Here is a 22464-nt window from a genome sequence, read left to right as displayed (position 1 = left end):
GTAGGGGCGTGCCCTCACGCGGTGAGGGTGCGGGTCGGCTCGGCCGTGGTGATGCGGCGGCGGGACGGGAGCATCGATGTCGGGTGCGAGATGCTCCATGCCGCGCTCTTGCAGATGAACTCCTTGACTCGTGCGGCCGTCCGGCCGGTGAGAGCGGAGGGCTTGGGCTCATCGTCGGGGGTGACCCACTGGATGACGGCGTCACGGCGGCCGAGGCTGATGCACTGGGCGGTGTAGCCGATCGAATTGCGGGGGATCTTTCGGCCGGTCAGGCGTGCGGCGATGGCGTCGGCGGCCTGATAGGCCGTAGGGATTCCCGAAGCGCAGGACATGCGCAGCGGATCACCGTTCGCGCCGGGGGCGAGCGCGGCGTCGCCGACGGCGTAGACGTCGGGGTGTGAGACCGACCGCATCGTGTCGTCGACGACGATCTGCCCGGTCGCCGACACCTGCAGAGTGGTGGCCGCGGCGATCGGGTGGACAGCGAAACCGGCTGTCCACACCGTTGTTCCGGCCGGGATCGTGCGGCCGTCGGTGGTGACCGCACCGGTCGGCTGGACGCGGGCGATCTCGGTGTGCTCACGCACGGTGATGCCGAGCCGGTCGAACGCTTTGCGCAGGTGTTGTTGGGCTTTCGTGCCCAGCCAGTCGCCGAGGCCGGCACGAGCGGCGAGGGTGATCTCGAGGTCCGGTCGGGCTTCGGCGATTTCGGTGGCGGCTTCGATACCGGTGAGTCCACCTCCGACGACCAGTACGGCCGCCCCCGCGCCCAGGCTCGCCAGACGCTCGCGCACCCGCAGCGCGGACTGCTCGCCGGCGATGTCGTAGGCGTGCTCGGCCACACCGGGTACACCGCCGTGGGCGGCTGCGCTGCCGAGGGCATAGACGAGAGTGTCGTAGGCGATCTCGTGGGAGCCGTCGGCGGCGGCGATGTCGACCGTCTTGCGGTCGGCATCGACCGCGGTCACTCGCGCCGGCCGCACCCGCACACCGGTGTCGGCGAAGATATCCGCCAGCACGCGGCTCTTCAGCTCCTGTCCCGTCGCCAGCTGGTGCATGCGGACCCGCTCGACGAACTTCGGGTCGGCGTTGACGAGGGTGATTTCGACATCGGCGGGGTGCAGCCGCCCGGCCAGGCGACCGGCGGCGTTGGCTCCGGCATATCCGGCGCCGAGAACAACGATGCGGTGCTTCATGGTCTCACTCCTGTCTGGGTGGTGTTCGCTTCCTGAACCGGACAGCACCGCGAAACCTGACAGAACTGGACTGTGATCTATGTCACCATCCCGCGACGAGGGGGTCCGCGTGCTCGGATACGGCCCAGTGGCGCGTAGCCCGTTCGAGCTTGCTCGGGTTGGCCTGGGTGTGGACGGCCGCGATGCCGTCGGTGGTCACTTCCAGGGCGATGACGCCGACGACCCGATCGCCGACCACGATCACCACCGCGGGTACGCCATTGACCATCGCGTCGAACAGATCGGCACGACCGCCGATCATCGCCCACTTGTCCGCGGTGGGCTCGAACAGGCGGCGCAGGAACCGCGCCACCCGCAGCGCGCCGGTGACCGGATGCGGCAGAGACGTCACCACGCCACCTCCATCGCCCGCGCTGACCACGTCATCGGCCAGCAACCGCACCAGCGAGTCGGTGTTGCCGCTGAGCGCCGCGGCCAGAAATTCCTCGACAACCCTGCGGGCGGCGGCCTCATCGACCTCCACGCGGGTCCGGTCGGTGGCCACGCGCTGTTTGGCGCGCCGGTAGATCTGATAGCAGTTCGACTCGGTGAGTTCGAGGATTTCGGCGATCTCACCGTGCGCGTAGCCGAATGCCTCGCGGAGCACGTACACGACGCGTTCCTTCGCCGACAGCCGTTCCATCACGGTGAGCATGGCGATCGACACCGATTCGCGCTGCTCGACGGTGTCGGCCGGTCCGAACATACGGTCTCCGGTAAGGATCGGCTCGGGTAGCCACTGGCCCACATACGCCTCTCGCCGCACCCGCGCCGAAGCGAGTTGGTTGAGGCAGATATTGGTGAGCACCTTCGTCAGCCACGCCTCGGGCGTCTCGATGAACTCGCGGTCGGCGGCATGCCAGCGCATGAACGTATCCTGCACCGCGTCCTCGGCATCGCTCGCCGAACCCAACAGGCGGTACGCGATCGCCTCCAACCGCGCCCTGGAGTTCTCGAACACCTCGACTTCGCGCGTACCGGCCGACATGGCTCGAGGTTAATCGCCGCCGGCCGCCGCCGCGAACCGTTACGAACGCCACGCCGACATCACCCCACACCTTGCCTGTGTGGGCCTGGCCTGTCCCCGGTGGAGGAGAGGTAGTCACATTATCGGGGACTGGGCATTGGGACCACCACGTTCGGAGAATGCCTTCTACGCAATGGCCCGGGCAGGCCGCAGATCACGCCGACCGTGAGGGACGCGACGGTGATCCGCCGACCTCGTGAAACACGCAACGGCAGAGCGGCCGGACCAGGAGAATTCACGGGGGCGCTATATCGGAGTCGTGCAACGTCACAATTCCAAGTGTTTCACCGTCGGCAGCCACAAATTCAACCTCATAGGCAGTAGCCAGTGACTCGACGTTGTATACGGCAACCACCGCACCCACGCTGTTTTCCGGTATTTCATCCCTGCCGGAGCCGACCCAGAAAGCCCTTGTTCCAGGAGATACTCCCTGCAATAACTTTACTGCATCGCCTTCCTTGTACACTCCACTCCTTGCCGCGAACACCCCGCTACACCAGGGATTTCCTGGGATGATCTCGATTCCTGAACCAGGCATGCCCTGTCAAGAGATATCCAGGCCTCAGCCACCTGCTACCGGTCCGGGGCCGTATTCGTCGGCATGACTTCGATCTGCTGCAGTAGGCCATAGCTGAAATCCGCTCCGTACGACGTTCCTGTAGTGGTCTCGAAAACAAATTCCTCCCATGGCGGAAAGGCATCGGTGCAGCGAATGGAGTCGAACTCCTCCTCGAAGTCCTGAATGCAGGCGGTCCATGGCGCCAGATCCGCAGGCGATGACAGGTCCGGCTTCGGCGAATCAGCAGCGCGCACGAAACGCGCCATCCACCAAAGTCCCGATTCGCTCTTGACCACGAAATCGAAATCCGGCCAGAGCGTCAGTCTATAGGTGAGACTGGGATTCTCCTCTTGCGTAGCATCTACCCCCAGGATCAACCGTGAGTTCTCGAACTGCTGCCTGCCGAACCGGATATATTGAGCGACGTTCTCCGCGATCTTCTTCGCCGAATCGTAGGTGATACCCAACTCTCGCAGCTTGGCGAGCTTGAGCTTCTCATCGCAACGCATGCCCAAAAGAAGGTCTATCTCCAGGTCCAGCGGGCCGGGCAGTCGAGGATCGCTCACGTTTTCTCCGTTCCCATCCTGTTCTAGTAATCGACGAAATCAGTTACTTTACCTCTGGCAGCGACCACCGAACCGTCGGGTTTGATAATCATTACCAGTTCGTGGTGGGCCGAACGAGGAAGCAACGCAGTTCCGCCACCGATTGCGGGTGCCGTACCAGAGTTCGCACCGAACGCTATCTCGGTTGCCTGAATAGTCGCTTCTACGGCCTCGTCGTGATCGAGGCCGAGCTCGCTCAATTTCGCGGCCAGATATTCTGGGTTCCTTGGCTCGGAACCTTTCGGCCGTGATTTCACCTCATCACCGATCTGTTGGACCCGAGCCCGGATCTGCTCGGGGGTCATCTTCGTTTTCTTGGCTTCATCGCCGTGTTTCTTCGTCAGATCGATGATGCGCTGCAGCTTCTGCCGACTACTGGGCACGGATTTCTGAAGAGTCACCACCGTCTTCAACTTTACGGTGTCCATGACCTTGCGCAGTCTGTCGACGTAGTGCTTGACCTTCGTTGCGAACTTCCCCGCCCGAATGGCGGCCACCGCGGCGCTACCCATACCGAAGCTGACCACCGAGGCAGCAACACTCAAGGCAACGGTGACAAGGATTTCCTTGCCGATGTCCTCGGCGAATTCCGTCAGGACGGCAGCAAGATCGGCGCGAAGTTTGCGGTGCGCCGCTTCCTGATCCCGGCACGCGGTCGCGAGATCGGCGAATGTCGTCAGCAGATCCTCGGCCGAGGATTTCAGCTCTCGAAGGTCCTCGTCGATGAACGAGACATCGGGGGCGGTGACCTCCTGGAACAACCCCGCCGCGCGTTCCAGTTCGGCCGGGAGGTTCGCGGTCGCCTGCCCCGTGGCCAGTGTGTTCCAGCAACCGGCCGCCTTCGCCAGTTTATCGGCGTCGCCGTCCGGTATCGGGACTCCGATCTGCGCCGCGAGATCGAGTCCGTCGTCGACAAGGCCGTTACCCGGCCCACCGGCGGAAGGCGGCATCACCGGGCATACCGTCAGAGCCGGTTGTGGGGTGGCCGGCCGCTGCGGTGCGGGCCCGTTTCCGTCGTAGTCGGCGAGAGCGTAGTTGTAGCCGGCTTCGATGAGGATGTCGGAGTAGTTGTCGATCGCGCCGATCAAGGATTCGAACAGCAGATAGGTCTCGGTGGTCTGCTGGTCGTATGAGCCGGCCCAGACTTTTCCGTCTCCGATGCTGCCCGCCATATCGGTGGTGTGGCGTGCCAGTTCACCGAATTGGGTGGTGACCGCCTCGAAGAACGCGACAGCGGCGGCGCTGCAGATGGTCGCCGCCTCGTAGTAGACGCTCGGGGCGACGTTGATGGCCGTCATCGGCCGAACATCTGCCGATTCGCCTCGATCGCGGCGGTATACCGGTCGCGGGCGGCGAGGGCGGCCTGACGCATCACGTCGATTCCCTCGGCCACATCCGTGGCTCCCGCCGCCCACTGCCGGAACGCATCGGCCTGCGCGATGGCCGCGTCTCCGCTCCAGGTCTGATGCAGTGCCGCCATTCGCTGTTCCAGGCCGGTGAGGCTGTCGGTGAGGAAACCGACGAAGCCCGCCACCCGTGAGGTGATGTTCTCCAACTCCGCCAGGTCTACCTGAAATGCCCTGTCGTCCATCGCTTCCCCTCCGTGTCTCACGCTCAGATGTTCAGCGAGCCGTAACCCTGCGAGTTGCTGTGATCCTGCTCGACATAGGTGCGGCTGTTCACCCCGAGCAACTCGGCGATATTCGCCAGGGCTTCCAACACGGTGATCGCGCCCTGCTTGGTCTCCTGCCAACCTGCCTGATAGGAGGTGGCCGAGACACCTTTCCACACCTGCAGGAGACCGTCGATATCGGCGTCGAGCGAGTGCCGGGCGTTCACCAGCGCATCCGCCGTCTGCTGCACGAACTGACCGGCATCGACCACCTCGTCGGGAACGACCCGCAACTCCGACGTCGGATTCTCGGCCTCGGAAATGACCCACCCCCACACTGCGGCAACCGGACTCACCTTACCCGACCGACCGCGCGTCGACCGGAACCCCACGGAACAGCATCCAGGTCGATATCCCCAGTCCCTTGCTCAACCACGGCTTCACCGTTCGGCCGGAATCATTCCTGTGAACCGAATTCTCCAGCGATATGAGCGAAACGATCCCGATACCCACCGGCCCGATGACGACGCCGGCAGCAGCGTCAACGCACTCGGATGCCCTGGGCCCCCGATCCACTGCGTGTTTCACCAGTATCGGCTTCCGCCACTATTGACCCGAAAGCACCGGTCCGCGCGGCCGACATCGCCGCCGCGGCCGCACTCTCCGGAAAACCGGTATCGGCCGGAGCACGCAACAGCACCAACCGGTGATACACCGGCGCCGTAGCCGCGACAAGCACTGCGCGCGCGTCGGTTTCGGCCGGGATCTCACCGCGCTCGATCGCGCGCTCCACGATGATCTCGCACTGCGTATAGCGGTCCTCCCACAGTCGCCGCAGCGCTCGTGCCGCGTCCTCCGACCGGAAGGACACCGCGATCAGCGCCAGCGCGATCGACGGTTCCTCGGTGAGCGAATCCTGTATCTCGCGGTTCAATTCCGTGAGGTCACCGCGCAGCGAACCGGTGTGGGGTGGGTGCCAATCCAGGTCGGTCGCGGCGGCGAACACATCGGCGATCAGACCGCCTACATCGCGCCAACGGCGATACACGGTGGTGCGGTGTACGCCCGCGCGGGCGGCGACCGTATCGACGGTCATCGCGTCGTAGCCGTTTTCGGTCAGTTCCGCCTCGACGGCCGCGAGGACCTGGGCGCGAACGCGGGCTGTGCGGCCGCCCGGGCGTGGCCGCGGCGGGGCAGCGGCCTCTTCGGCAGGGGTCATGGGGCTATCCGGTTGCTCGGCGGGACGTGATGTGCCATCATCTTAACGCAACATCCGTCGCACTAATGAGGTCGCCAATGCTCATCCGAAGTGTTCCCCAGGCTCAGCGGTCACCCCTGACCGTGTCGTCCTCGAATACTTCGGAGGTAGTTCGTGCCCACTCAGATCACCGCACTCGCGGTCGGCAAGTCCTTCCACGGCCGCACGGTTCTCGATGCGGTCACCTGTTCGTTCGGCGCGGGTGAACGCACCGGGATCATCGGAGAGAACGGGTCCGGTAAGAGCACGCTGCTGCGCCTGTTCGCCGGACGCGAACAGCCCGATCAGGGCGAAATCGTCGTGCACGCCGAGGGCGGCGTCGACTATCTCGCTCAGGAAGAACAACTCCCCCCACACCTGAGCGTCCAGCAGATCATCGACCGGTCGTTGCACGAGCTGCGGCGGATCGAAGACCGGATGCGCCGTCTCGAAATGGAAATGTCCGCCGGTGACGAGTCCCACCTGGACGAATACGCCGAGCTGGCAACGGTTTTCGAGCTGCGTGGCGGTTACGATGCCGATGCCCGGGTAGAGCGGGCTCTGCACGGACTCGGCCTGGGAGTGGTTCCGCGTGACCAAGTGGTCGGTGAACTGTCCGGTGGGGAACAGGTCCGCCTGCGCCTGGCGGCGCTGCTCGCCGCGGCACCCGAGGTGCTGCTGCTGGACGAGCCGACCAACCATCTCGACGATGACGCGCTGACCTGGCTGGAGGACCACCTGCGAACTCGGCGCGGCACCACGGTCACCGTCTCCCACGACCGCACCTTCCTCGAGCGGGTGGCGACCACGCTGCTCGAAGTGGATTCCGACCGGCGCCGCGTCGTGCGCCACGGCAACGGTTACCGCGGCTACCTCGCCGAACGCGCGGCGACGCGGCAACGCTGGGCCCAGGACCATCTGCGCTGGCAGGACGAGACCGACCGGCTGCGCGAAACCATCGCCACCACGGCACGGCGGGTCGCACCGGGGCGCGCGATGAAGGACAACAACAAGATGGCCTACGACCGGGCGGGTGGCCGCGTGCAGCAGTCGCTGGCGGGCCGGGTCCGCAATGCCGAGGAACGCCTGCGGCGGCTACTGGCCGATCCGGTACCGCCACCCCCGGAACCCTTGCGGTTCAGGGCGGTGCCCCCGGCGGGACGCGCGCAGGGGGTCGTCCTGGAGGCCACCGATATCGCGGTGGACGGCAGGCTCTCCCCCACGAGCGTGCGGGTGTCGGCGGGAGAACGACTGCTGATCACCGGCCCGAACGGCGCGGGCAAGTCCACGCTGCTACGGATACTGGCGGGCGAGCTCACGCCCGACCGCGGCACGGTGATCCGTCGCGGCCGAGCCGGGTATCTCGCTCAGGAACCGCCTCCCCCGGTACCCGGTCAGACCTTGCTGTCCGCCTTCGTCCAGGGCCGTTCGGGGCAGGCCGGCGAGCACACCGAACGCCTGCTGTCGCTGGGTCTGTTCACCCGCGACCGGCTCACGCACCGGGTGGAAGATCTGTCCACCGGGCAGCGGCAGCGGCTCGAACTGGCACGGCTGGTCAGCGAGCCGGCGGAGCTGTTGCTCTTGGACGAGCCCACCAACCACCTCTCGCCCGGACTCGTCGAGGAACTGGAAGCCGCCCTGGCCGACTATCGAGGCGCTCTGGTGGTGGTCAGCCACGATCGCCGGTTCCGGGAGCGCTGGCGTGGCGCCCGGCTCGATCTGCGCGCACCGGCCTCGGTCTGATTTTCGATCACAACCCTTCGATCACTACTCACAGACCGGGTCGGTCTACCCGAACAGGGCTTGGCGTTGCCAGAACCGCTGCTCGACGTCTTTCAGGTAAGCGGACGGATCTGCCACGGACGAATTCCTTTCGAGGTTTCCGTCGTCGGTGACGTAGTAGATCGCGGTGGTGCGTTGCCTTCCGATCGCGGGTGAGTACACGATCCAGCCGACGCTGAACCGCTCGGCCACAAGCTTGCCGGAGGATGCCGGGCCGATGCCGGAATCACCGACGTGTATGTCCTTACGCACCTGAGCCAGGGCCAGCGCCTGCGGTATCGGCTCGGGGGCACGTTCGGCATCGTTCCCGGCTACGGCGGTCGGCGGAGACACGTGGTCGAGTTCGCTGGTGTGCCCGTGCTCCGAGGAGCGTCTTTCGGGTGCGGGCGCGTCCTTATCGTTCGGTTCGTCAACAGGGTTGTCCATCTGTGGTGACGGGACGACACGGCCGTGCATGATTCTGGGATCTTCGGTCGAGACACCGCTGGCGGCATCGGGTTCCGGCTGCTCCCGCTTCCCGAAAGGATAGGAGACGATAGGCGTTTTCTGCAGAACGACAACGTGATGCTCACGCGATGTCGACAGCCAGTGCGGTGGTCCCTCACTCATGCCGACAACAGGTTCCCTTCTGGCGATACAAGCGGCAACATCTTTCGGCGGTGCCCTACCCAACCGTAAGCGTTCGGTCACGCGCGGTTGTACCCACCAGTGGCAACGCATCCGGCCCTCCTCGGGCCGCGGAACCGCGGGTCGCGCGCTTCCAGGCCGAACAGCGAAGAACCGGCGGCACCGACCGGAACGGTCGCTCAGGTGCACGAGGTCCCGCCATGCATTTCCTGGGCGACCGGATCGAGGTGCACGCCATGACCACCGGCTACGCCTGGTTGCCTCCGCTACTACGCGCACGGACCCGAGGCGTCGGCCGCTGCGCGCACCACCGCCGAAAAGCTCGCACACGCCGTGATCCGGCCACTGCTGGGAACGGCTCGATGACCACCAGAGGAGATACGCGCACCGGCTTCGGCGACGTCGTAGTTCACCGCCACCCGGTGGGCATCACCGCCGGCGAGTAGATTGGTCCGCACGGCCCAAGCCCGCCCGGACCGACAGGAGAGCGCCCTATGCCCATCGATCGGCAGCGGGCGGTCGGATTCCGGACTCCCGAGCAGGATTTCCACTGGGACGAATCGGATACGGCCCGGTATCGCTTCGCTGTCGCTCAACCGGCGAACCAGCGGGATGTTCTGCCGGCATTCGCCCTGACGGCACCCGGAGCCTTCGGCGTGGTGTCCCCGGACTTCTATCATCCCGAACCGCCCGAGGTCCGTTTCCCGGGTATCCGGCTGGATTTGACCACCCTCCTCCAGCTGGAACAGCAACTGACGGTGCACCGCCCGATCCCCTGCGCGGGATCGGCCCGCTGCCACAGTGAAATCCTCGCGGTGGAGGAGCACGGCGACGCGGCGGTTCTGGTGCAGCGCACGCTACTGCTGGACGCCGACGGCACCGCCATGGTCTCCGGTATCTCCCGCGTTCACGCACGCGGCGAAGGCAACGGCGACCCCGCGGACCGCCTACGGCCGGGTCGGACGCCTGTCCCGGACCGCGAACCGGACGCGGAGACCATTACACCGACGGCGCCCCAGCAAGCCGTGTGGTATCAGCGCTGCGGTCTCGGGAACTCGATGCGGGGTAATGTGCACACCGATGCCGCCTTCGCCCGCGCGGCCGGTCTCCCCGCCCCGATCATGCAGGGTGTGTGCACGTATGCGATGGTCTGCGGCGCCATCGTCGACGCCGTTCTGGAGGGCGACGTGTCCCGTATGCGGCAGTACACGGCGCGTTTTCGCGGAATCGTCTTCCCCGGGGAGACGCTGCGCACGCGGATGTGGAGCGCGCAGGACCACCACGTGTTCGCGACCTCGGTACCGGCCCGGGCGGACAAATGCGTACTGACCGGCGTGCTGCACACCCGCTGAACGGGGCGATCAGCCGGCCTCCAGGAAGCCGGCCACCACCTCCGCCACCGCGTCGGCGTTCTCCATGTGCAGATGGTGTCCGCCCGAAAGGGTTACCTCCCGCAGCTTCGGGACGGTATTGATCCGCACCGGATAGTAGGACTCGACCAGCGCGGTACGCTCGGCGGTCACCAACAGGGTCGGGGCGGTGATGTTGCGGAGGAAGGCGAGCACCTGCTCCTCGCCCATGGACGGAGTCATCCCTCGGTTGAGGCGCACATCGTGCCGCCACGAATAACCGCCGTCGACTTCGACCAGGTCGCGCTCCACGAGCGCCTCCGCTGTTTCGAGCAGGATATCGGCCAGCTGTACGCGCGTTTTCACGGCGTGTGTAGGGCTGCGGTAGACCGGATGCCGGTCGCCGCGCAGATAGGTGTCCAGGTAGCGGGCGAGACCGGCCACCGCGCGATCGGGTTCCGCGGACAACGGCCCGATGGCGTCGACGAGCACCAGCCGATCGATCTTGTCCGGGTGGATACCGGCGACGAGTGAGGACACCGCCCCACCCAGCGAGTGCCCGATCAGCCGGAAACGATCCCAGCCCTGGGTATGCGCCAATTCCAGGACACAGGCCGCGTAGTCGAGATAGTGACAGGTCGCCGAGGGAATGGGGTCCGACCGGCCGTGGCCGGGCAGGTCCACGGCGATCAGGTCCACCTCGGGGAGCCGGTGGGCGAGCGGATCGAAGCTCGCGCAATTGTCCAGAATGCCGTGCAGGCACAACACCGGCAGCCCGCGCCCGCTCACACTGCGCTTCCCGTGCAGTGTGATACCCGCGCGGGGCAGCGCGAACGACACCTCCTCCATGGCCGTCACTGTTTATCGAGCCTGTCCAGCACCATATCCGCCAGTTCCAACACGCTTGGTCCCTTCATCAGTTCCATGATCGTGACCTTGGTACCCAGCTCGCGTTCCAGCCAGGCACTGATCTCGACCGCGAGGAGGGAATCGAGATAGTCCATCAACGGCATGTTCTTGTCCAGCGACTCCGGTGGTATACCGAGGACCGCGGCCAGACGGGTTTCGAGCGCCGCGGTGACCAACTCCCCGCGAGCGGATTCGCCCCGTGCCATCAGCTGTTGACGCAGTGAACCACCCGCACCGACCATCGCACCCTCGGCGGCGCGACCGGACAGATGCTCGTACCGCGGGTGCTCGTCCGCGGTGATGCCGTGATGTCCGAAGAACTCCGACCAATCCATCGGCAGCACACCCGCCTGGGGCACCGGAGTGGCCCACAGGGTGGTCAGCGCCCGGTACGCGGCCGCCGAGGTGAACCCGCGCATACCGGTCGCCGCCACCAGGCGGCCGACCTCGTCGTGCCGCGCCACATATCCGGCGTCGGAGATCGCGCCCCAGTTCACGGCAAGCGCGGTGCGGCCACGGGCGCGCCGGGCGTGGGCCAACTGATCCAGGAAGGCGTTGGCCACGGCATAGTTGGCCTGTCCCCGGTTGCCGATCATCGATGTCGCGGACGAGAAGAGCACGAATGCCTCCAACGGGAGATCCGCGGTCAGCTCGTCCAGGTGCCATGCGCCGAAAGCCTTGGGCGCGAGCACCTTCCGGATTCGATCGGGGGTCATATCGGCCAACAGCGCGTCGTCGAGCACCATGGCGCAGTGCAGGATCCCGCGCAACGGGGGAAGTTCCGCGTCGATGCGCTCGAGCAGCGCCGCGAGCTGGGGCCGCGAAGCGATATCCACCGCCTCGACCGATACCCGCACCCCGCGTTCCCGCAGTGCGGAGACCCGGGCGGCCGTCTCCTCGTCGCGGATACCGGAACGTCCGAGCAGCACCAGATCCCGCACGCCGGATTCCGCCAGCGCATCGGCCATGGCGAGCCCGAAACCACCCAGACCGCCCGTGATCAGCCATGTTCCGTCCATGCTCGGCGGCTGCGGCGCCCGCAGCACCGCGACCTCCCGCTCGTTCATGGACAGTACGACCTTGCCGATATGCCGCGCAGCGGCCAGATGCCGGAACGCCGCCTCGGTCTGCGACGGGTGGAACAGCCGGTACGGCAGCGGACGCAGGTCACCGGCGGCGAAACGCTCCATCAGATCTCGGAACACCCGGTGCGTGGCGCCGGGTCGATCCACCAGCATCTGGCGCAGATCGAAGCCGAAGTAGGACAGGTTGCGCAGGAAGGGGCGCAGTCCCACCTTCCGGTCCTGGAGGAGATCACGCTTACCCAGTTCCACGAACCGCCCGTACGGGGCGAGGCAGGCGATACTCCGTTCCACCGCCTCGCCGGTCAGCGAGTTGAGCACGACGTCCACCCCACCGCCGGCGGTGACGGCGCGGATCCGGTCGGCGAAATCCACCGAACGTGAATCGAAGACATGCCGCACCCCCAGGGTGCGCAGCAGCTCCCGCTTGGCCGGACTGCCCGCGGTCGCGAACACCTCCGCACCCAGCAACCGGGCGATCTGTACCGCGGCCAGACCGGTGCCACCCGCGGCGGCATGGATGAGCACCCGCTCGCCCGCGGTCAGCCGAGCGAGCTCGTGCAGGGCATACCAGGCGGTGAGGAAGACGATCGGAATCGAACCGGCCTCCTCGAAGCTCAGCGTGGACGGTTTCGCCACCACATGCGCCGCGGAGACGACGAGCCGGTCGGCCAGCGCTCCCTGCATCGGAGTCACCGCCACCACCGGGTCCCCCACCCGGAATTCGGTGACGCCCTCCCCGACCCGCGTGACGATCCCGGAGCATTCGGCACCGAATCGGTATTCGGTCGCCGATTCCAGTGGCGGAACCTGGCCGAGCGCCATCATCACGTCCAGGAAGTTGAGACCGGCGGCCAGCACCTCGATCTCCACCTCACCGGCGGCGGGCACGGTGTGCCGGCGCGCTGTGTAGTGCAGACCGTCCAGCGAGCCCGGACCCGAGGTGCCCAGGACGAACCCGTGTCCGGGTGGCAGCTCCGCACCGGTCCCGGTCTCGGGCCGCGGTGTCCAGGGGCGCAGCCGCCGCACGAAACGCTCACCCGCCCGGATGAGTACCTCACGCTCCTGATCGGTGGTGAGCAGTTCCGCCCATACCGCGTCGGCATCCGCCGGGGACGGCTGCGCCTCGAGGTCGATCACGGTGTACCGCAGCTGAGGCAGTTCGAGCGCCGCGACAGCACCGATACCCCAGGCCGCGGCCCCGGTGGGGTCGATGTCCTCGCCGCGGAAGGCGTGAGCGCCTCGGGTTATCTCGACTATCCTCGGCCAGATCCGGGAGTCCGCTCCGCTCACCCGGCGCAGGAGATCGACAATGCGCACCGTGGTCTCGGTGAGGGCGGCATCGAGAGTATCGGCCCGCTGGTCACGCAGATCGACGATCGCTGTCGGTGCCGCTGCGGCGAGGTCGAGATCCGCCGGATCATCGACCGTCACCGCCCGCCCACCGTACTGTTCGAGCCGTCCGGCCAGCGCCTCGGCCAGCGGATCGCCGGTAGCGGCGAGGATGAGCCAGCTCCCGGACACTTCGCCGGTATCGAGGGGTTCGGGCAGCGGCGGTTCCATCGGCGCCCGGGCCACCAGCAACGTCTGCGAACCGCCTCCGGAGTGGATCGGGTCGCCGAATGCCGCGACGTCGTCGTAATCGACGGATCGCAACAGTTCCGACCAGCCCTGTGCGGACAGCAGCGGAGTGTGCGGGCGGACCCGCTGATCGCGGAACGACCACCAGCCGTCGGTGAGACCGAAGGTGAGATCCAGCCAGGGATTGTCGGGCGCCGCTTCCACCAGGACGAGCGCGCCACCGGGCGCGAGCGCCTCCTGGAGGTACAGCAGTGTCTTCTTCACGTCGGCGGTGGCGTGCACGACGTCGGAGGCCACCACCAGGTCGAACGTTCCCGCCGGAATGTCCTGGGCGATCAGATCGTGTTCGAGGTCGAGTACCCGGTAGTCGACGAATTCGAAGTCCCGGAACCGGTCCCGCGCCGCGGACAGAAACGCGGGTGATACATCGGTGAACACGTATTCACTGCGTTCCGGTGGCAGTACCGGCAGCAGGCTCGCGGTCAGGCCGCCGGTACCCGCCCCGACTTCGAGCACCCGCAGCGTCCGCCGGTGATCGGACGTCTCGGCGAGGCGGCGCACCACCTGACGAGCGAGCAGGTTGTAGAACCGGGCGATCGGCGAGTTCTGATAGATGGCCTCGGTATCGACCAGTGTGCCGTCGGCGAAGAGCAGTTCCAGGGGATCGACCCGGCCGACGAGGACGTCGTAGAGCCGGCCACCTGTCCGGCGCACCAGCAGGAGTTCCCAGGCACAGGCCGGGTACCGGGCGAAGAGCTCCGACCACAGCTTCTCCACGTCCGTATCACACGGACGCTCGATACGATAGCGACCGCCCGATTCGCTCACGGCGCCCTCGGCGACCGGCAACCGCAGCAGCCCCTGCAGGGCCCGGCGGTACTTGGGCAGCAGCGCCGGGAGTTCGGCCACCGTGAAATCCCCGTCCACGGCGAAGGCGTCCAGGCATCGGGACACATAGGCCGCGCACAGCCGCGTCACATCCCGCTGGTAGTCCTCGGCGTACTCGGCGCGCCCCAGCCGCTCGGACAATTCCCGGGTGACCGGAGCCAACTCGCCGGCCAACTCGCTCGGCGCCAGCGCCAGCGCACTGCGGTCCGGCCGCGTCACCAAACCACTCGGCTGCCAGCTGAAAGCGTAGAAATCGTCGTCGACGCGGTCGGTGGATCCCTCGGTCGCGTGGTGTACCGATTTACCGGTCAGCGAGGTGTACTCGGCGACCACATCACCCTGGTCGTCGAGCAGATAGATATCCACGAGCAGGGCGTCGTCGTTCTTGCGGGAACGGGTGTAGCACCACACCGGTAGATCGACCTCCCGGTGCAGACGCACCCGCTCGATCCCGGTCGGCAGATAGCTGGTCGGCAACAGGACGTCCGGGCGGTCGGCGCGCGGGTGCAGGATCGCGCTCTGGAAACACGCGTCGAGTACCGCCGGATGCAGCAGATAGCCGGCGAGTCGATTGCGCAGAATCCGCGGGACCCGGATTCGCGCGAGTGCCTCACGGTCTCCGACGTGGATCGTGTCGATACCGCAGAACGACGGCCCGTAGGCGTACCCGCGGTGCGCGAACCGGCCGTAGACATCGACGGCCGAGAAGGTCTCGGCGCAGCGGTCCCGGATCGCGGCGAGGTCGAATTCGGCCGACGCGTTATCGGTTTCCTCGGCGGATACGGTATGGAACCGCCCACGGGCATTGCGCAGCCAGGTGTCGCCGCGCACCGGCCGCTGATGGAATTCGAACGTTCCCGCCTCGGGATCGAGTTCGAGCCGGCTGAGCTGCGGCTCCTCGGTCAGCACACACGCACGTTCGAATTCCACGAAATCCAATGCGCACCGCTGCCCGGTCAGCTCACCCGCCGCCGCCAGCACGGCCTCCACATAGGAGGCGCCGGGCACGATCACCGATCCGAACACATCGTGTTCCCGCACCCAGGCCAGTCGATGGTCGTCCCATCCGATCTCCCAGGTCGGGCGGGGGCCGTCCACCCGGCGCAGCATCGGATGGTGTTGCGCACCGGTGCGGTCCCGGTGCGATACCTTGCTCTCGTTCCAGAACGACTGCCGGATCCACGGGTTCGTGGGCAGGTCGAACACCCGCGCACCGGACGGGTACCGACGCTGCCAGTCGATCGGGCAACCCGCGACGTAGAGGCGGGCGAAGGTCTCGCCGAAGACGGCCCAGTCGTCCTTCTTACGTACCAGCGACGGCACGACCACCGCGTCGGCGGTGATCTCGGTGACCGAATTCGCGAGCACCGGATGGGGACTCAGTTCGACGAAGGTGTCGTAACCGTCGGCCAGCATGGCGCGAATCGCGGGCTCGAACAGCACCGGTTGGCGGAAGTTGCGCCACCAGTAGTCGGTGCCGAGCTCCGTTCCCTCGATACGCGCACCGGTGAGCGTGGAATAGAGGGGAATGCGGGTGGCCGTATGCTCGATATCGCCCAGCGCCTCGAGCAGTTCTTCGCGCAGCGGGTCCATATCCTGGCTGTGGCACGCACAGTTCACCCGCAGCAACCGGGCGAAGACCCCGCGATCGCTCAGTTCATCGGCCAATGCCGCCAGAACCGGCCGACGTCCGGACAATGTGCTGGCCCGTGGGCTGTTGATCGCCGATACCCACAACTCGTCCGGGTGAGCGGCACACAATTCATGTGCCTGCTGTTCGGATACGGCGACGAACATCATCCCGCCGGACGGGTCGGCGCCGTCCTGGATCCGCGCCCGGTGGCAGATCACCTTCAACGCTTCGGACAGCGATAACGCGCCCGCGACATGGGCGGCGGCGATCTCCCCCATGCTGTGGCCGAGTACCGCGTCCGGGGACACCCCCCAGGACTTCCACAATTCGGCCAGCGCGACCTGCAGGGCGAACATGGTCGGCTGGAGGTAGCGCGTCTCACCGATACGGGAGGATTCCTCGTCGGCGGTGAGCGCCTCGTGGATGGACCAGTCGATGTATTGCTTGGCGACGCGGTCGCATTCGAGGATCTTGTCGCGATAGACCGGCGAGGTCTCGAGCAGGGTACGACCCATCGCGTACCACTGCGGCCCCTGACCGTTGAACAGGAAGGCGACCTTACCGGTGCGGCCCGGCGTCACCTGCCCGGTGACGAGATCACCCGACCGCAATTTACCCACGGCCGCCGCGGTATCGGTGGCGACGACGGCACGGCGGTGATCGTGGTGACTACGTCGCAGTGCGCTCGCCGCGCCGTACTCGGCGAGATCCGCTGCGGGGTGTTCCAGCGCTCGTGCGTAGTCCTCGGTCAGGGCCTCGAGGGCGGTTTCGCTGCGCGCGCTGAAGGTGAGCACCGTGGGGACCACCTCCCCCTCCGATCGCGGCGCGGGACCGCCGAACCGGCCGCCGGAGGAGTCGACCGGTTCCGGAACAGCGCTTTTCGGCCCGGGCTCGGACAGGACGACATTGGCATTGGTACCGCCGAAACCGAACGAGTTGACGCTGGCGATGGCGGTCTCGTACCCCTCGGGCCACGGCCGGGACGCCGCGGCGACCTCGATCGGCAGCGAGTCGAACGCGATATCGGGATTGCCCTCTCGATAGTGCAGGCTCGCCGGGACACGGCGGTGGCGAACACACAGCGCCGCCTTGATCAATCCGGCGACACCCGCCGCCGCCTCGAGGTGCCCGATATTGGTTTTGATCGATCCGAGCAGCACCTTGCGGTCCGGTTCCCGCCCGGTGCTCAGTACCCGGCCGAGGGCATTCGCTTCGATCGGATCACCGACCGGCGTCCCGGTGCCGTGTGCCTCCACATAACCGATTTCGCCGGGCGATATCCCCGCGGACGCCAACGCCGCCCGGAAGTTCTCCGCCTGGGATTCGCCGCTGGGCACCGTGATGCCCTGGGTACGACCGTCCTGGTTGACCGCGGTCCCCCGGATCACCGCGTAGATCCGGTCACCGTCGCTTTCGGCGCGGGCCAGCGGCTTCAGTACCACCACACCGACACCTTCACCACGGACGTATCCGTTGGCCGACGCGTCGAAGGCGCGTGACCGGCCGTCCGGCGAGAGCATGGCGGCCTGACTCAACGCGATACCGAACTGGGGCGTCAGCATCAGATTGACGCCACCGGCCAGGGCCAGATCGCTTTCCCCGCGGCGCAGGCTCTGAACGGCCAGATGCACGGCGACCAGAGACGACGAACAGGCCGTATCGATGGTCATACTCGGGCCGCGTAGATCGAAGGTGTAGGACAGGCGGTTGGAGACGATACTCATGAACGTGCCCGTCGCCGAATGCGGACCGAGCCCTTCCACTTCGCTCGGCGCCGATTGCAGCGCACCGTAATCCTGACTGCACGCGCCGATGAACACGCCCGTCCGCGTGCCCGCCGCCGAGCGTGGCACTACGCCCGCGTCCTCGAATGCCTCCCAGCTCACTTCCAACAGCAGTCGCTGTTGCGGATCCATCTGCTCGGCGATGCGTCCCGAAATACCGAAGAACGCCGCGTCGAATGTGTCCACCTCGTCCAGGTAGCCGCCGCGCCGAGCGCTGATCCGGCCGGGCTGCTGCGGCTTGGGTGAGTAGAAATGGTCGACATCCCACCGGTCGGCGGGGGTGGGCGAAATGGCGTCGACGCCGTGTTCGAGGAGTTCCCACAGCTTTTCGGGTGTAGTGACCCCACCCGGAAGCCGGCAGCCGATACCGATGATGGCGACGGGCTCGTCGTCCGCGTATGTCATTTCTGCTCCAGGTAATAGAACGCGGCGAGCGCTTGCGCCGTGGTGTATACGTCCTGAGTCGCTCGGAACGAGCGGTAACTCTCGGTTTCCGGATAGGGGTAGCGGCCGCCGAACCAGGAGCCGTCCGGCCGGCGCCGCGCGAGCAACCAGTCGACCGCCCGCCGGACCGCCGGTTCACCGGCATCCATACCCGCGTGCGCGAGCGTCGCCAAGGCGAGCGCGGTCTGGAGTTCGGGGGCGGAGGGCTCGCCGTGGAAGCCGTCGACCCGGGAGAACCAGCTTCCGTCCGGGCGTTGCCGGGCGAGGACGAAGTCGCGCGCTTTCGCCACGGCGGCGTAGTTGCCGTAGTCCGCCAGGGCGGCGACGGCGGGGCGCATCAAATAATAATGGGTGCAGTAGTAATACCAGTTGATACCGAAGTGGCCTTCCGCGTTCTGTTTCTTGGCCAAGAAATTCAGCGCCTCGTCGAGGTACTCCGGATCGGTTTCTGTTTTATCCAGGGCACAGAGCACGAATCCAGTTACCGACGACTCCTGCTGGAACGCCTTCGGAATATGACTGTGCACTTCCTCCCAGGGCCCGTCGGGCAACTGCCTGCCGCGGAGGAACTCCGCTTTTCGACGAGCGGAGTCCTCGTGGCCGAGCAACGCGAGCGCGTGGATGTATTCGCTACTGGTCTCGGTGCAATATTCGCCCGGGGCTATTTCCAGCGCACCCCAACTGAGCATCCCCGTCGACTTCTCACGCCCGGACAGAAATCGCAGCAAACTATCGACAACTTCACCCGATTCGGGAGGTAATCGCTTCTGCCACAACGCAATAGCCTTCAATGCGTTGACCGAATCCCATTCTTGGAATACATCCACCGAGGGGTCTTCGGCAATGGATCCATCGGATTGCAGGCACCGACGGAAATAGTCGAAGGCCTGCGCCACCACGGCGTCGACAGTGAGATCGCGTTCGGCGAATATCCGCTCGATCATGGCCGGGCTATCGCGATCGCATCGAATTCCGACACGGGCCCGATTTTGCCGGATAAAGTTCGTTCATAATCAACTCCGTACGCGATACCCTCTACCACCGCCGGACCGGCCGGTGCGATACCGCAGGAAGCTACCACGAGGCAATCCATCCGCGAAGTTCCCATCGATGAGAATTATGCAACGTTCGAATCGCTATGTAGCCGCTGTACAATTCCGCCGCCGGAGGTGGTATTCCGGTGGACGGGAGTCAGAAATGAGCGACGAGGATATCACCGACTACGACTGGGTGGATGTCACCACCCTCGGCGATCTGCTGGACCGGCGGGCGCGAGCCCACCCGGATAGGGTCGCGCTGGCGTTCCCGGACACCGAGATCGACTACGGACAGCTGGCCGCCCGCGCGGACGCCCTCGCCCGCGCCCTGCTGGCAGTGGGTATCTCGCAGGGCGAGACCGTCGGAATCCTGCTTCCGAACTGCCCGGACTCGATCACGACACTGTTCGCGATCGCGAAGATCGGCGCCGTACCCGTCCCGGTCAACGGCCGATTCAAGGAATACGAACTGGAGCAGGTCATCACGCATTCCCGGATGCGCCTGCTGTTCGTCCATCCCTCGACCCCGGTTCCCGACTCGGTGCTCACGCAGGCCCCGGAACTCCGGCAGGTCGTGATGCTCACGGCCGACCGGGCACCCGAAGGCGTGGTATCCGAATCCGACTTCCTCGATGCGGGCAGCCACGTGACGGCGACGCAGATCCGCGACCGGCGGCAACTGGTGCGCGTCCGCGATACCGCCATGGTCATGTACACATCCGGAACCTCGGCGAGTCCGAAGGGCGCGATGATCAGCCACGAGTCCCTGCTGCGTTTCGCCACAGGCGCCCGCACCCGGCTCTCGCTCACCGAACACGATCGCGTCTGGACACCGCTACCGCTGTTCCACATCGGCGCCGTGGCCTTCGCCATCGCCACCCTCTACGCCGGCTGCCGATACTGTCATGTCGGGTTCTACCAGCCCGATACCGCGCTGGACCATCTGGAGGCGCAGCGCTGCACCGTCGCCCTCCCCGGTTTCGAAACCGTATGGCTGCCGGTCCTGAACCAACCCGATTTCGCCCGACGAGACCTGTCGGCACTCCGGCTCGTCATGGCCGTGGGTGTTCCGGAACGGTTGCGCGATATGGCAGAACGGCTACCGCAGGCGATCCAGGTGTCGTGTTTCGGAATGACCGAGGCCTCCTCGTTCCTGGCGCTGAGCAGGCAGACCGACACCCACGAGCAGCGAATGACCACCGGCGGGCATCCGCTGCCCGGTATGGAGTGCCGCGTGGTGGATCCGGAGACCGGCCGCGACCTCGCGCCGGGCACGGAAGGCGAATTGTTGTTCCGCGGCACCAACTGCTTCGACGGTTACCTCCACGACCCGGAACTGACGGCCCGCTCCTTCGACGAGCAGGGATGGTTCCATACCGGCGATATCGCCGTCATGGACACGGACGGCCGGGTCACCTTCGTGAGCCGCCTCAAGGACATGCTCAAGGTCGGCGGCGAGAACGTCTCGGCGGTCGAGGTGGAGGGATATCTGCTGCGCCACCCGGCCGTGCACATCGCGCAGGTCGTCGGCGCGCCGGACGATTACTACGTGGAGGTACCGGCCGCCTACATCGAATTGAAGCCGGGTGCCACGGCGACCGAACAGGAGATCATCGACTTCTGCCTGGGCAATATCGCCACCTACCGGGTACCCCGCTACGTCCGGTTCGTCGAGGAATGGCCGATGTCCGGTACGAAGATCAAGAAATACGTTCTGCGCGAACGGATCAGAGCCGAACTCACCGAGGCGGAGATCACCCGGGCGCCCAAGCTACGAGCGGTGCAGGAGGCCCGTCCGTGAGCGGTGAACTACGCACCATCACCCGGCTGTACCGGAACGCGGCACGACTGAAGACATCGGCCGTACTGGGAGATCCGGTCGCCGCTGTCATGAACCTGCCGCGCGGCGCCTCCGGACATACGGCCTACGAGCGGATCCGGGCCGGCGGTGAACTGGTGCGTGGCCGCAGCGGCCTGCACATGTCCGCCACCTACTCGATCTGCAACGAGGTTCTGCGCGACAACCGGTTCAAGGTGGCACCCACTTCCGCGGTGCGCCTGCGGCTCCGGCCCTTGCCCGGTCAGCGGACCGATTTCCTGGTGCATCCGCTCGACGACTCACTGGCATCGGCCAATCCGCCGGAGCATACGAGGCTGCGCAAGATCGTCGCGCCTCTGTTCGGTGCCGCGCAGATACGCGCCAGACGCGCCTTCGTCGAGGATCTGGTGGAGCGTCGGCTGGATCGATTGGATCGCGCCGAACCGGTCGATTTGATCGGCGAATTCGCCCTGCGCATACCGAGTCTGGTGATCGCCGAACTCCTCGGTCTCCCCCCGGAGGACCATGACCTCTTCGCGCGCTGGGGTATCGAATTCGGCGCGACGGTCGACGGGGCACGCGGTATCCGGGAGCGCCGGCGCACGCAGGTGCTGCTCTCGGAACTCACCGACTATTTCGCCGCGGTAACCGCACTGCGCCGCAAAGAACCCGGCGACGACATGATCACCGCACTGACCGAGGCGGTGGACCAAGGAGCGATGACCGAGGAGGGACTGGTGTCCACCTGCCAGGCACTTCTCATCGGCGGCTTCGTGACCACGGCCAACATCATCGGCAATGCCGTTGTCGCCCTGTCACGTTTCCCCGAACAACGCGAGCTGTTCGCGAACGACCTCGACAAGGCTCCGCAGGTGGTGGAGGAGGCGCTGCGGTGGGAAGCGCCTGCCCAATACAGCGTCCGCGTGGCGGGCGAATCGCTGGAGCTGGCCGGCCGGGAGATCGAGAAGGGCACACCCGTGGCGGCCTTGCTGGCGGCCGCCAACCGCGATCCCGCCGTCTTCACCGAGCCCGACCGATTCGATATCGATCGCCCGAACGCGCGCGACCATCTGTCCTTCGCGGCCGGTGTGCACTACTGCCTGGGCGCCGGGCTGGCCCGGCTGGAGGGCGAAATCGCGTTACGTGCTCTCTATCGGCGGTATCCCCGCCTCGAGGCGGTCGGACCGGGCGAATACTGCCCGTCCCGGGTCATTCGAGGGCCCCGGTATCTGCCGGTCCGGACCCGGTAGGGCA

17 protein-coding genes are annotated in these 22464 nt (G+C 66.3%); 4 read left to right on the top strand and 13 right to left on the bottom strand.

The features are described 5' to 3' along the window. Positions 1 to 14 precede the first annotated feature (14 nt). The 8 genes from ACYR7D_RS19900 to ACYR7D_RS19865 form a co-directional block, all read right to left on the bottom strand. A complete protein-coding gene (locus ACYR7D_RS19900; RefSeq protein ID WP_459546038.1) occupies positions 15 to 1196 on the bottom strand; it encodes an NAD(P)/FAD-dependent oxidoreductase in 1182 nt (393 codons plus the stop codon). An 82-nt stretch (positions 1197 to 1278) separates the two neighbouring features. Next, complete coding sequence (gene sigJ, locus ACYR7D_RS19895; RefSeq protein ID WP_459546037.1) at positions 1279 to 2223, bottom strand: RNA polymerase sigma factor SigJ; 945 nt, start codon at positions 2221 to 2223, stop codon at positions 1279 to 1281. A 274-nt stretch (positions 2224 to 2497) separates the two neighbouring features. Next, entirely contained in the window at positions 2498 to 2728 is a 231-nt protein-coding gene (locus ACYR7D_RS19890; RefSeq protein ID WP_459546036.1) for a DUF4926 domain-containing protein, read from the bottom strand. 107 nt (positions 2729 to 2835) lie between these two features. Next, entirely contained in the window at positions 2836 to 3387 is a 552-nt protein-coding gene (locus ACYR7D_RS19885; RefSeq protein WP_459546035.1) for a hypothetical protein, read from the bottom strand. Positions 3388 to 3410: 23 nt separating this feature from the next. Continuing rightward, a complete protein-coding gene (locus ACYR7D_RS19880; RefSeq protein WP_459546034.1) occupies positions 3411 to 4724 on the bottom strand; it encodes a hypothetical protein in 1314 nt (437 codons plus the stop codon). After that, entirely contained in the window at positions 4721 to 5017 is a 297-nt protein-coding gene (locus tag ACYR7D_RS19875; RefSeq protein ID WP_459546033.1) for a WXG100 family type VII secretion target, read from the bottom strand. The genes ACYR7D_RS19880 and ACYR7D_RS19875 overlap by 4 nt, the downstream gene beginning before the upstream one ends. A 23-nt stretch (positions 5018 to 5040) precedes the next feature. Beyond that, positions 5041 to 5394: a WXG100 family type VII secretion target gene (locus ACYR7D_RS19870; protein ID WP_459546032.1), complete on the bottom strand. Its 354-nt coding sequence runs from the start codon at positions 5392 to 5394 to the stop codon at positions 5041 to 5043. Positions 5395 to 5579: 185 nt separating this feature from the next. Continuing rightward, entirely contained in the window at positions 5580 to 6257 is a 678-nt protein-coding gene (locus ACYR7D_RS19865; protein WP_459546031.1) for a TetR/AcrR family transcriptional regulator, read from the bottom strand. Positions 6258 to 6410: 153 nt separating this feature from the next. Between ACYR7D_RS19865 and abc-f the strand changes: the two genes are divergently transcribed. After that, positions 6411 to 8018: a ribosomal protection-like ABC-F family protein gene (abc-f, locus tag ACYR7D_RS19860; RefSeq protein ID WP_459546030.1), complete on the top strand. Its 1608-nt coding sequence runs from the start codon at positions 6411 to 6413 to the stop codon at positions 8016 to 8018. 45 nt (positions 8019 to 8063) lie between these two features. On the opposite strand, the gene ACYR7D_RS19855 is transcribed toward abc-f, so the two are convergent. Beyond that, complete coding sequence (locus ACYR7D_RS19855) at positions 8064 to 8483, bottom strand: hypothetical protein (protein WP_459546029.1); 420 nt, start codon at positions 8481 to 8483, stop codon at positions 8064 to 8066. A gap of 470 nt (positions 8484 to 8953) precedes the next feature. Continuing rightward, positions 8954 to 9142, bottom strand: a complete 189-nt coding sequence (locus ACYR7D_RS19850) for a hypothetical protein (protein ID WP_459546028.1) — start codon at positions 9140 to 9142, stop codon at positions 8954 to 8956. A gap of 36 nt (positions 9143 to 9178) precedes the next feature. On the opposite strand from ACYR7D_RS19850, the gene ACYR7D_RS19845 reads away from it, so the two are divergent. Further along, a complete protein-coding gene (locus tag ACYR7D_RS19845; RefSeq protein WP_459546027.1) occupies positions 9179 to 10036 on the top strand; it encodes a MaoC/PaaZ C-terminal domain-containing protein in 858 nt (285 codons plus the stop codon). A 9-nt stretch (positions 10037 to 10045) separates the two neighbouring features. Here the strand turns inward: ACYR7D_RS19845 and ACYR7D_RS19840 are convergent, their stop codons facing one another. The 3 genes from ACYR7D_RS19840 to ACYR7D_RS19830 are packed head-to-tail and all read right to left on the bottom strand — an operon-like array spanning position 10046 to position 19253. Then, on the bottom strand, positions 10046 to 10882 hold the full coding sequence (locus tag ACYR7D_RS19840) for an alpha/beta fold hydrolase (protein WP_459546026.1): 837 nt from the start codon (positions 10880 to 10882) through the stop codon (positions 10046 to 10048). Positions 10883 to 10887: 5 nt separating this feature from the next. After that, the gene (locus ACYR7D_RS19835; protein WP_459546025.1) at positions 10888 to 18315 is read right to left on the bottom strand and encodes an SDR family NAD(P)-dependent oxidoreductase; all 7428 of its coding nucleotides are present in this window, start codon (positions 18313 to 18315) and stop codon (positions 10888 to 10890) included. Continuing rightward, a complete protein-coding gene (locus ACYR7D_RS19830; RefSeq protein ID WP_459546024.1) occupies positions 18312 to 19253 on the bottom strand; it encodes a prenyltransferase/squalene oxidase repeat-containing protein in 942 nt (313 codons plus the stop codon). The genes ACYR7D_RS19835 and ACYR7D_RS19830 overlap by 4 nt, the downstream gene beginning before the upstream one ends. Positions 19254 to 19551: 298 nt before the next feature. On the opposite strand from ACYR7D_RS19830, the gene ACYR7D_RS19825 reads away from it, so the two are divergent. Together ACYR7D_RS19825 and ACYR7D_RS19820 are read left to right on the top strand one after the other, a co-directional pair. Continuing rightward, a complete protein-coding gene (locus ACYR7D_RS19825) occupies positions 19552 to 21192 on the top strand; it encodes a class I adenylate-forming enzyme family protein (protein ID WP_459546023.1) in 1641 nt (546 codons plus the stop codon). Continuing rightward, the gene (locus tag ACYR7D_RS19820) at positions 21189 to 22460 is read left to right on the top strand and encodes a cytochrome P450 (RefSeq protein ID WP_459546022.1); all 1272 of its coding nucleotides are present in this window, start codon (positions 21189 to 21191) and stop codon (positions 22458 to 22460) included. Before ACYR7D_RS19825 ends, ACYR7D_RS19820 begins: the two co-directional genes overlap by 4 nt. Positions 22461 to 22464 lie beyond the last annotated feature (4 nt).

This window comes from Nocardia sp. X0981, from assembly GCF_977089955.1.
This window is presented reverse-complemented; position numbering and strand designations above follow the sequence as displayed.

Coding starts and splice junctions, on each gene's coding strand:
- ACYR7D_RS19880 (WP_459546034.1), bottom strand. CDS start 4,724: ATGACGGCCATCAACGTCGCCCCGAGCGTCTACTACGAGGCGGCGACC.
- ACYR7D_RS19855 (WP_459546029.1), bottom strand. CDS start 8,483: ATGGACAACCCTGTTGACGAACCGAACGATAAGGACGCGCCCGCACCC.
- ACYR7D_RS19865 (WP_459546031.1), bottom strand. CDS start 6,257: ATGACCCCTGCCGAAGAGGCCGCTGCCCCGCCGCGGCCACGCCCGGGC.
- ACYR7D_RS19840 (WP_459546026.1), bottom strand. CDS start 10,882: ATGGAGGAGGTGTCGTTCGCGCTGCCCCGCGCGGGTATCACACTGCAC.
- ACYR7D_RS19900 (WP_459546038.1), bottom strand. CDS start 1,196: ATGAAGCACCGCATCGTTGTTCTCGGCGCCGGATATGCCGGAGCCAAC.
- ACYR7D_RS19835 (WP_459546025.1), bottom strand. CDS start 18,315: ATGACATACGCGGACGACGAGCCCGTCGCCATCATCGGTATCGGCTGC.
- ACYR7D_RS19825 (WP_459546023.1), top strand. CDS start 19,552: ATGAGCGACGAGGATATCACCGACTACGACTGGGTGGATGTCACCACC.
- ACYR7D_RS19875 (WP_459546033.1), bottom strand. CDS start 5,017: ATGGACGACAGGGCATTTCAGGTAGACCTGGCGGAGTTGGAGAACATC.
- sigJ (WP_459546037.1), bottom strand. CDS start 2,223: ATGTCGGCCGGTACGCGCGAAGTCGAGGTGTTCGAGAACTCCAGGGCG.
- ACYR7D_RS19845 (WP_459546027.1), top strand. CDS start 9,179: ATGCCCATCGATCGGCAGCGGGCGGTCGGATTCCGGACTCCCGAGCAG.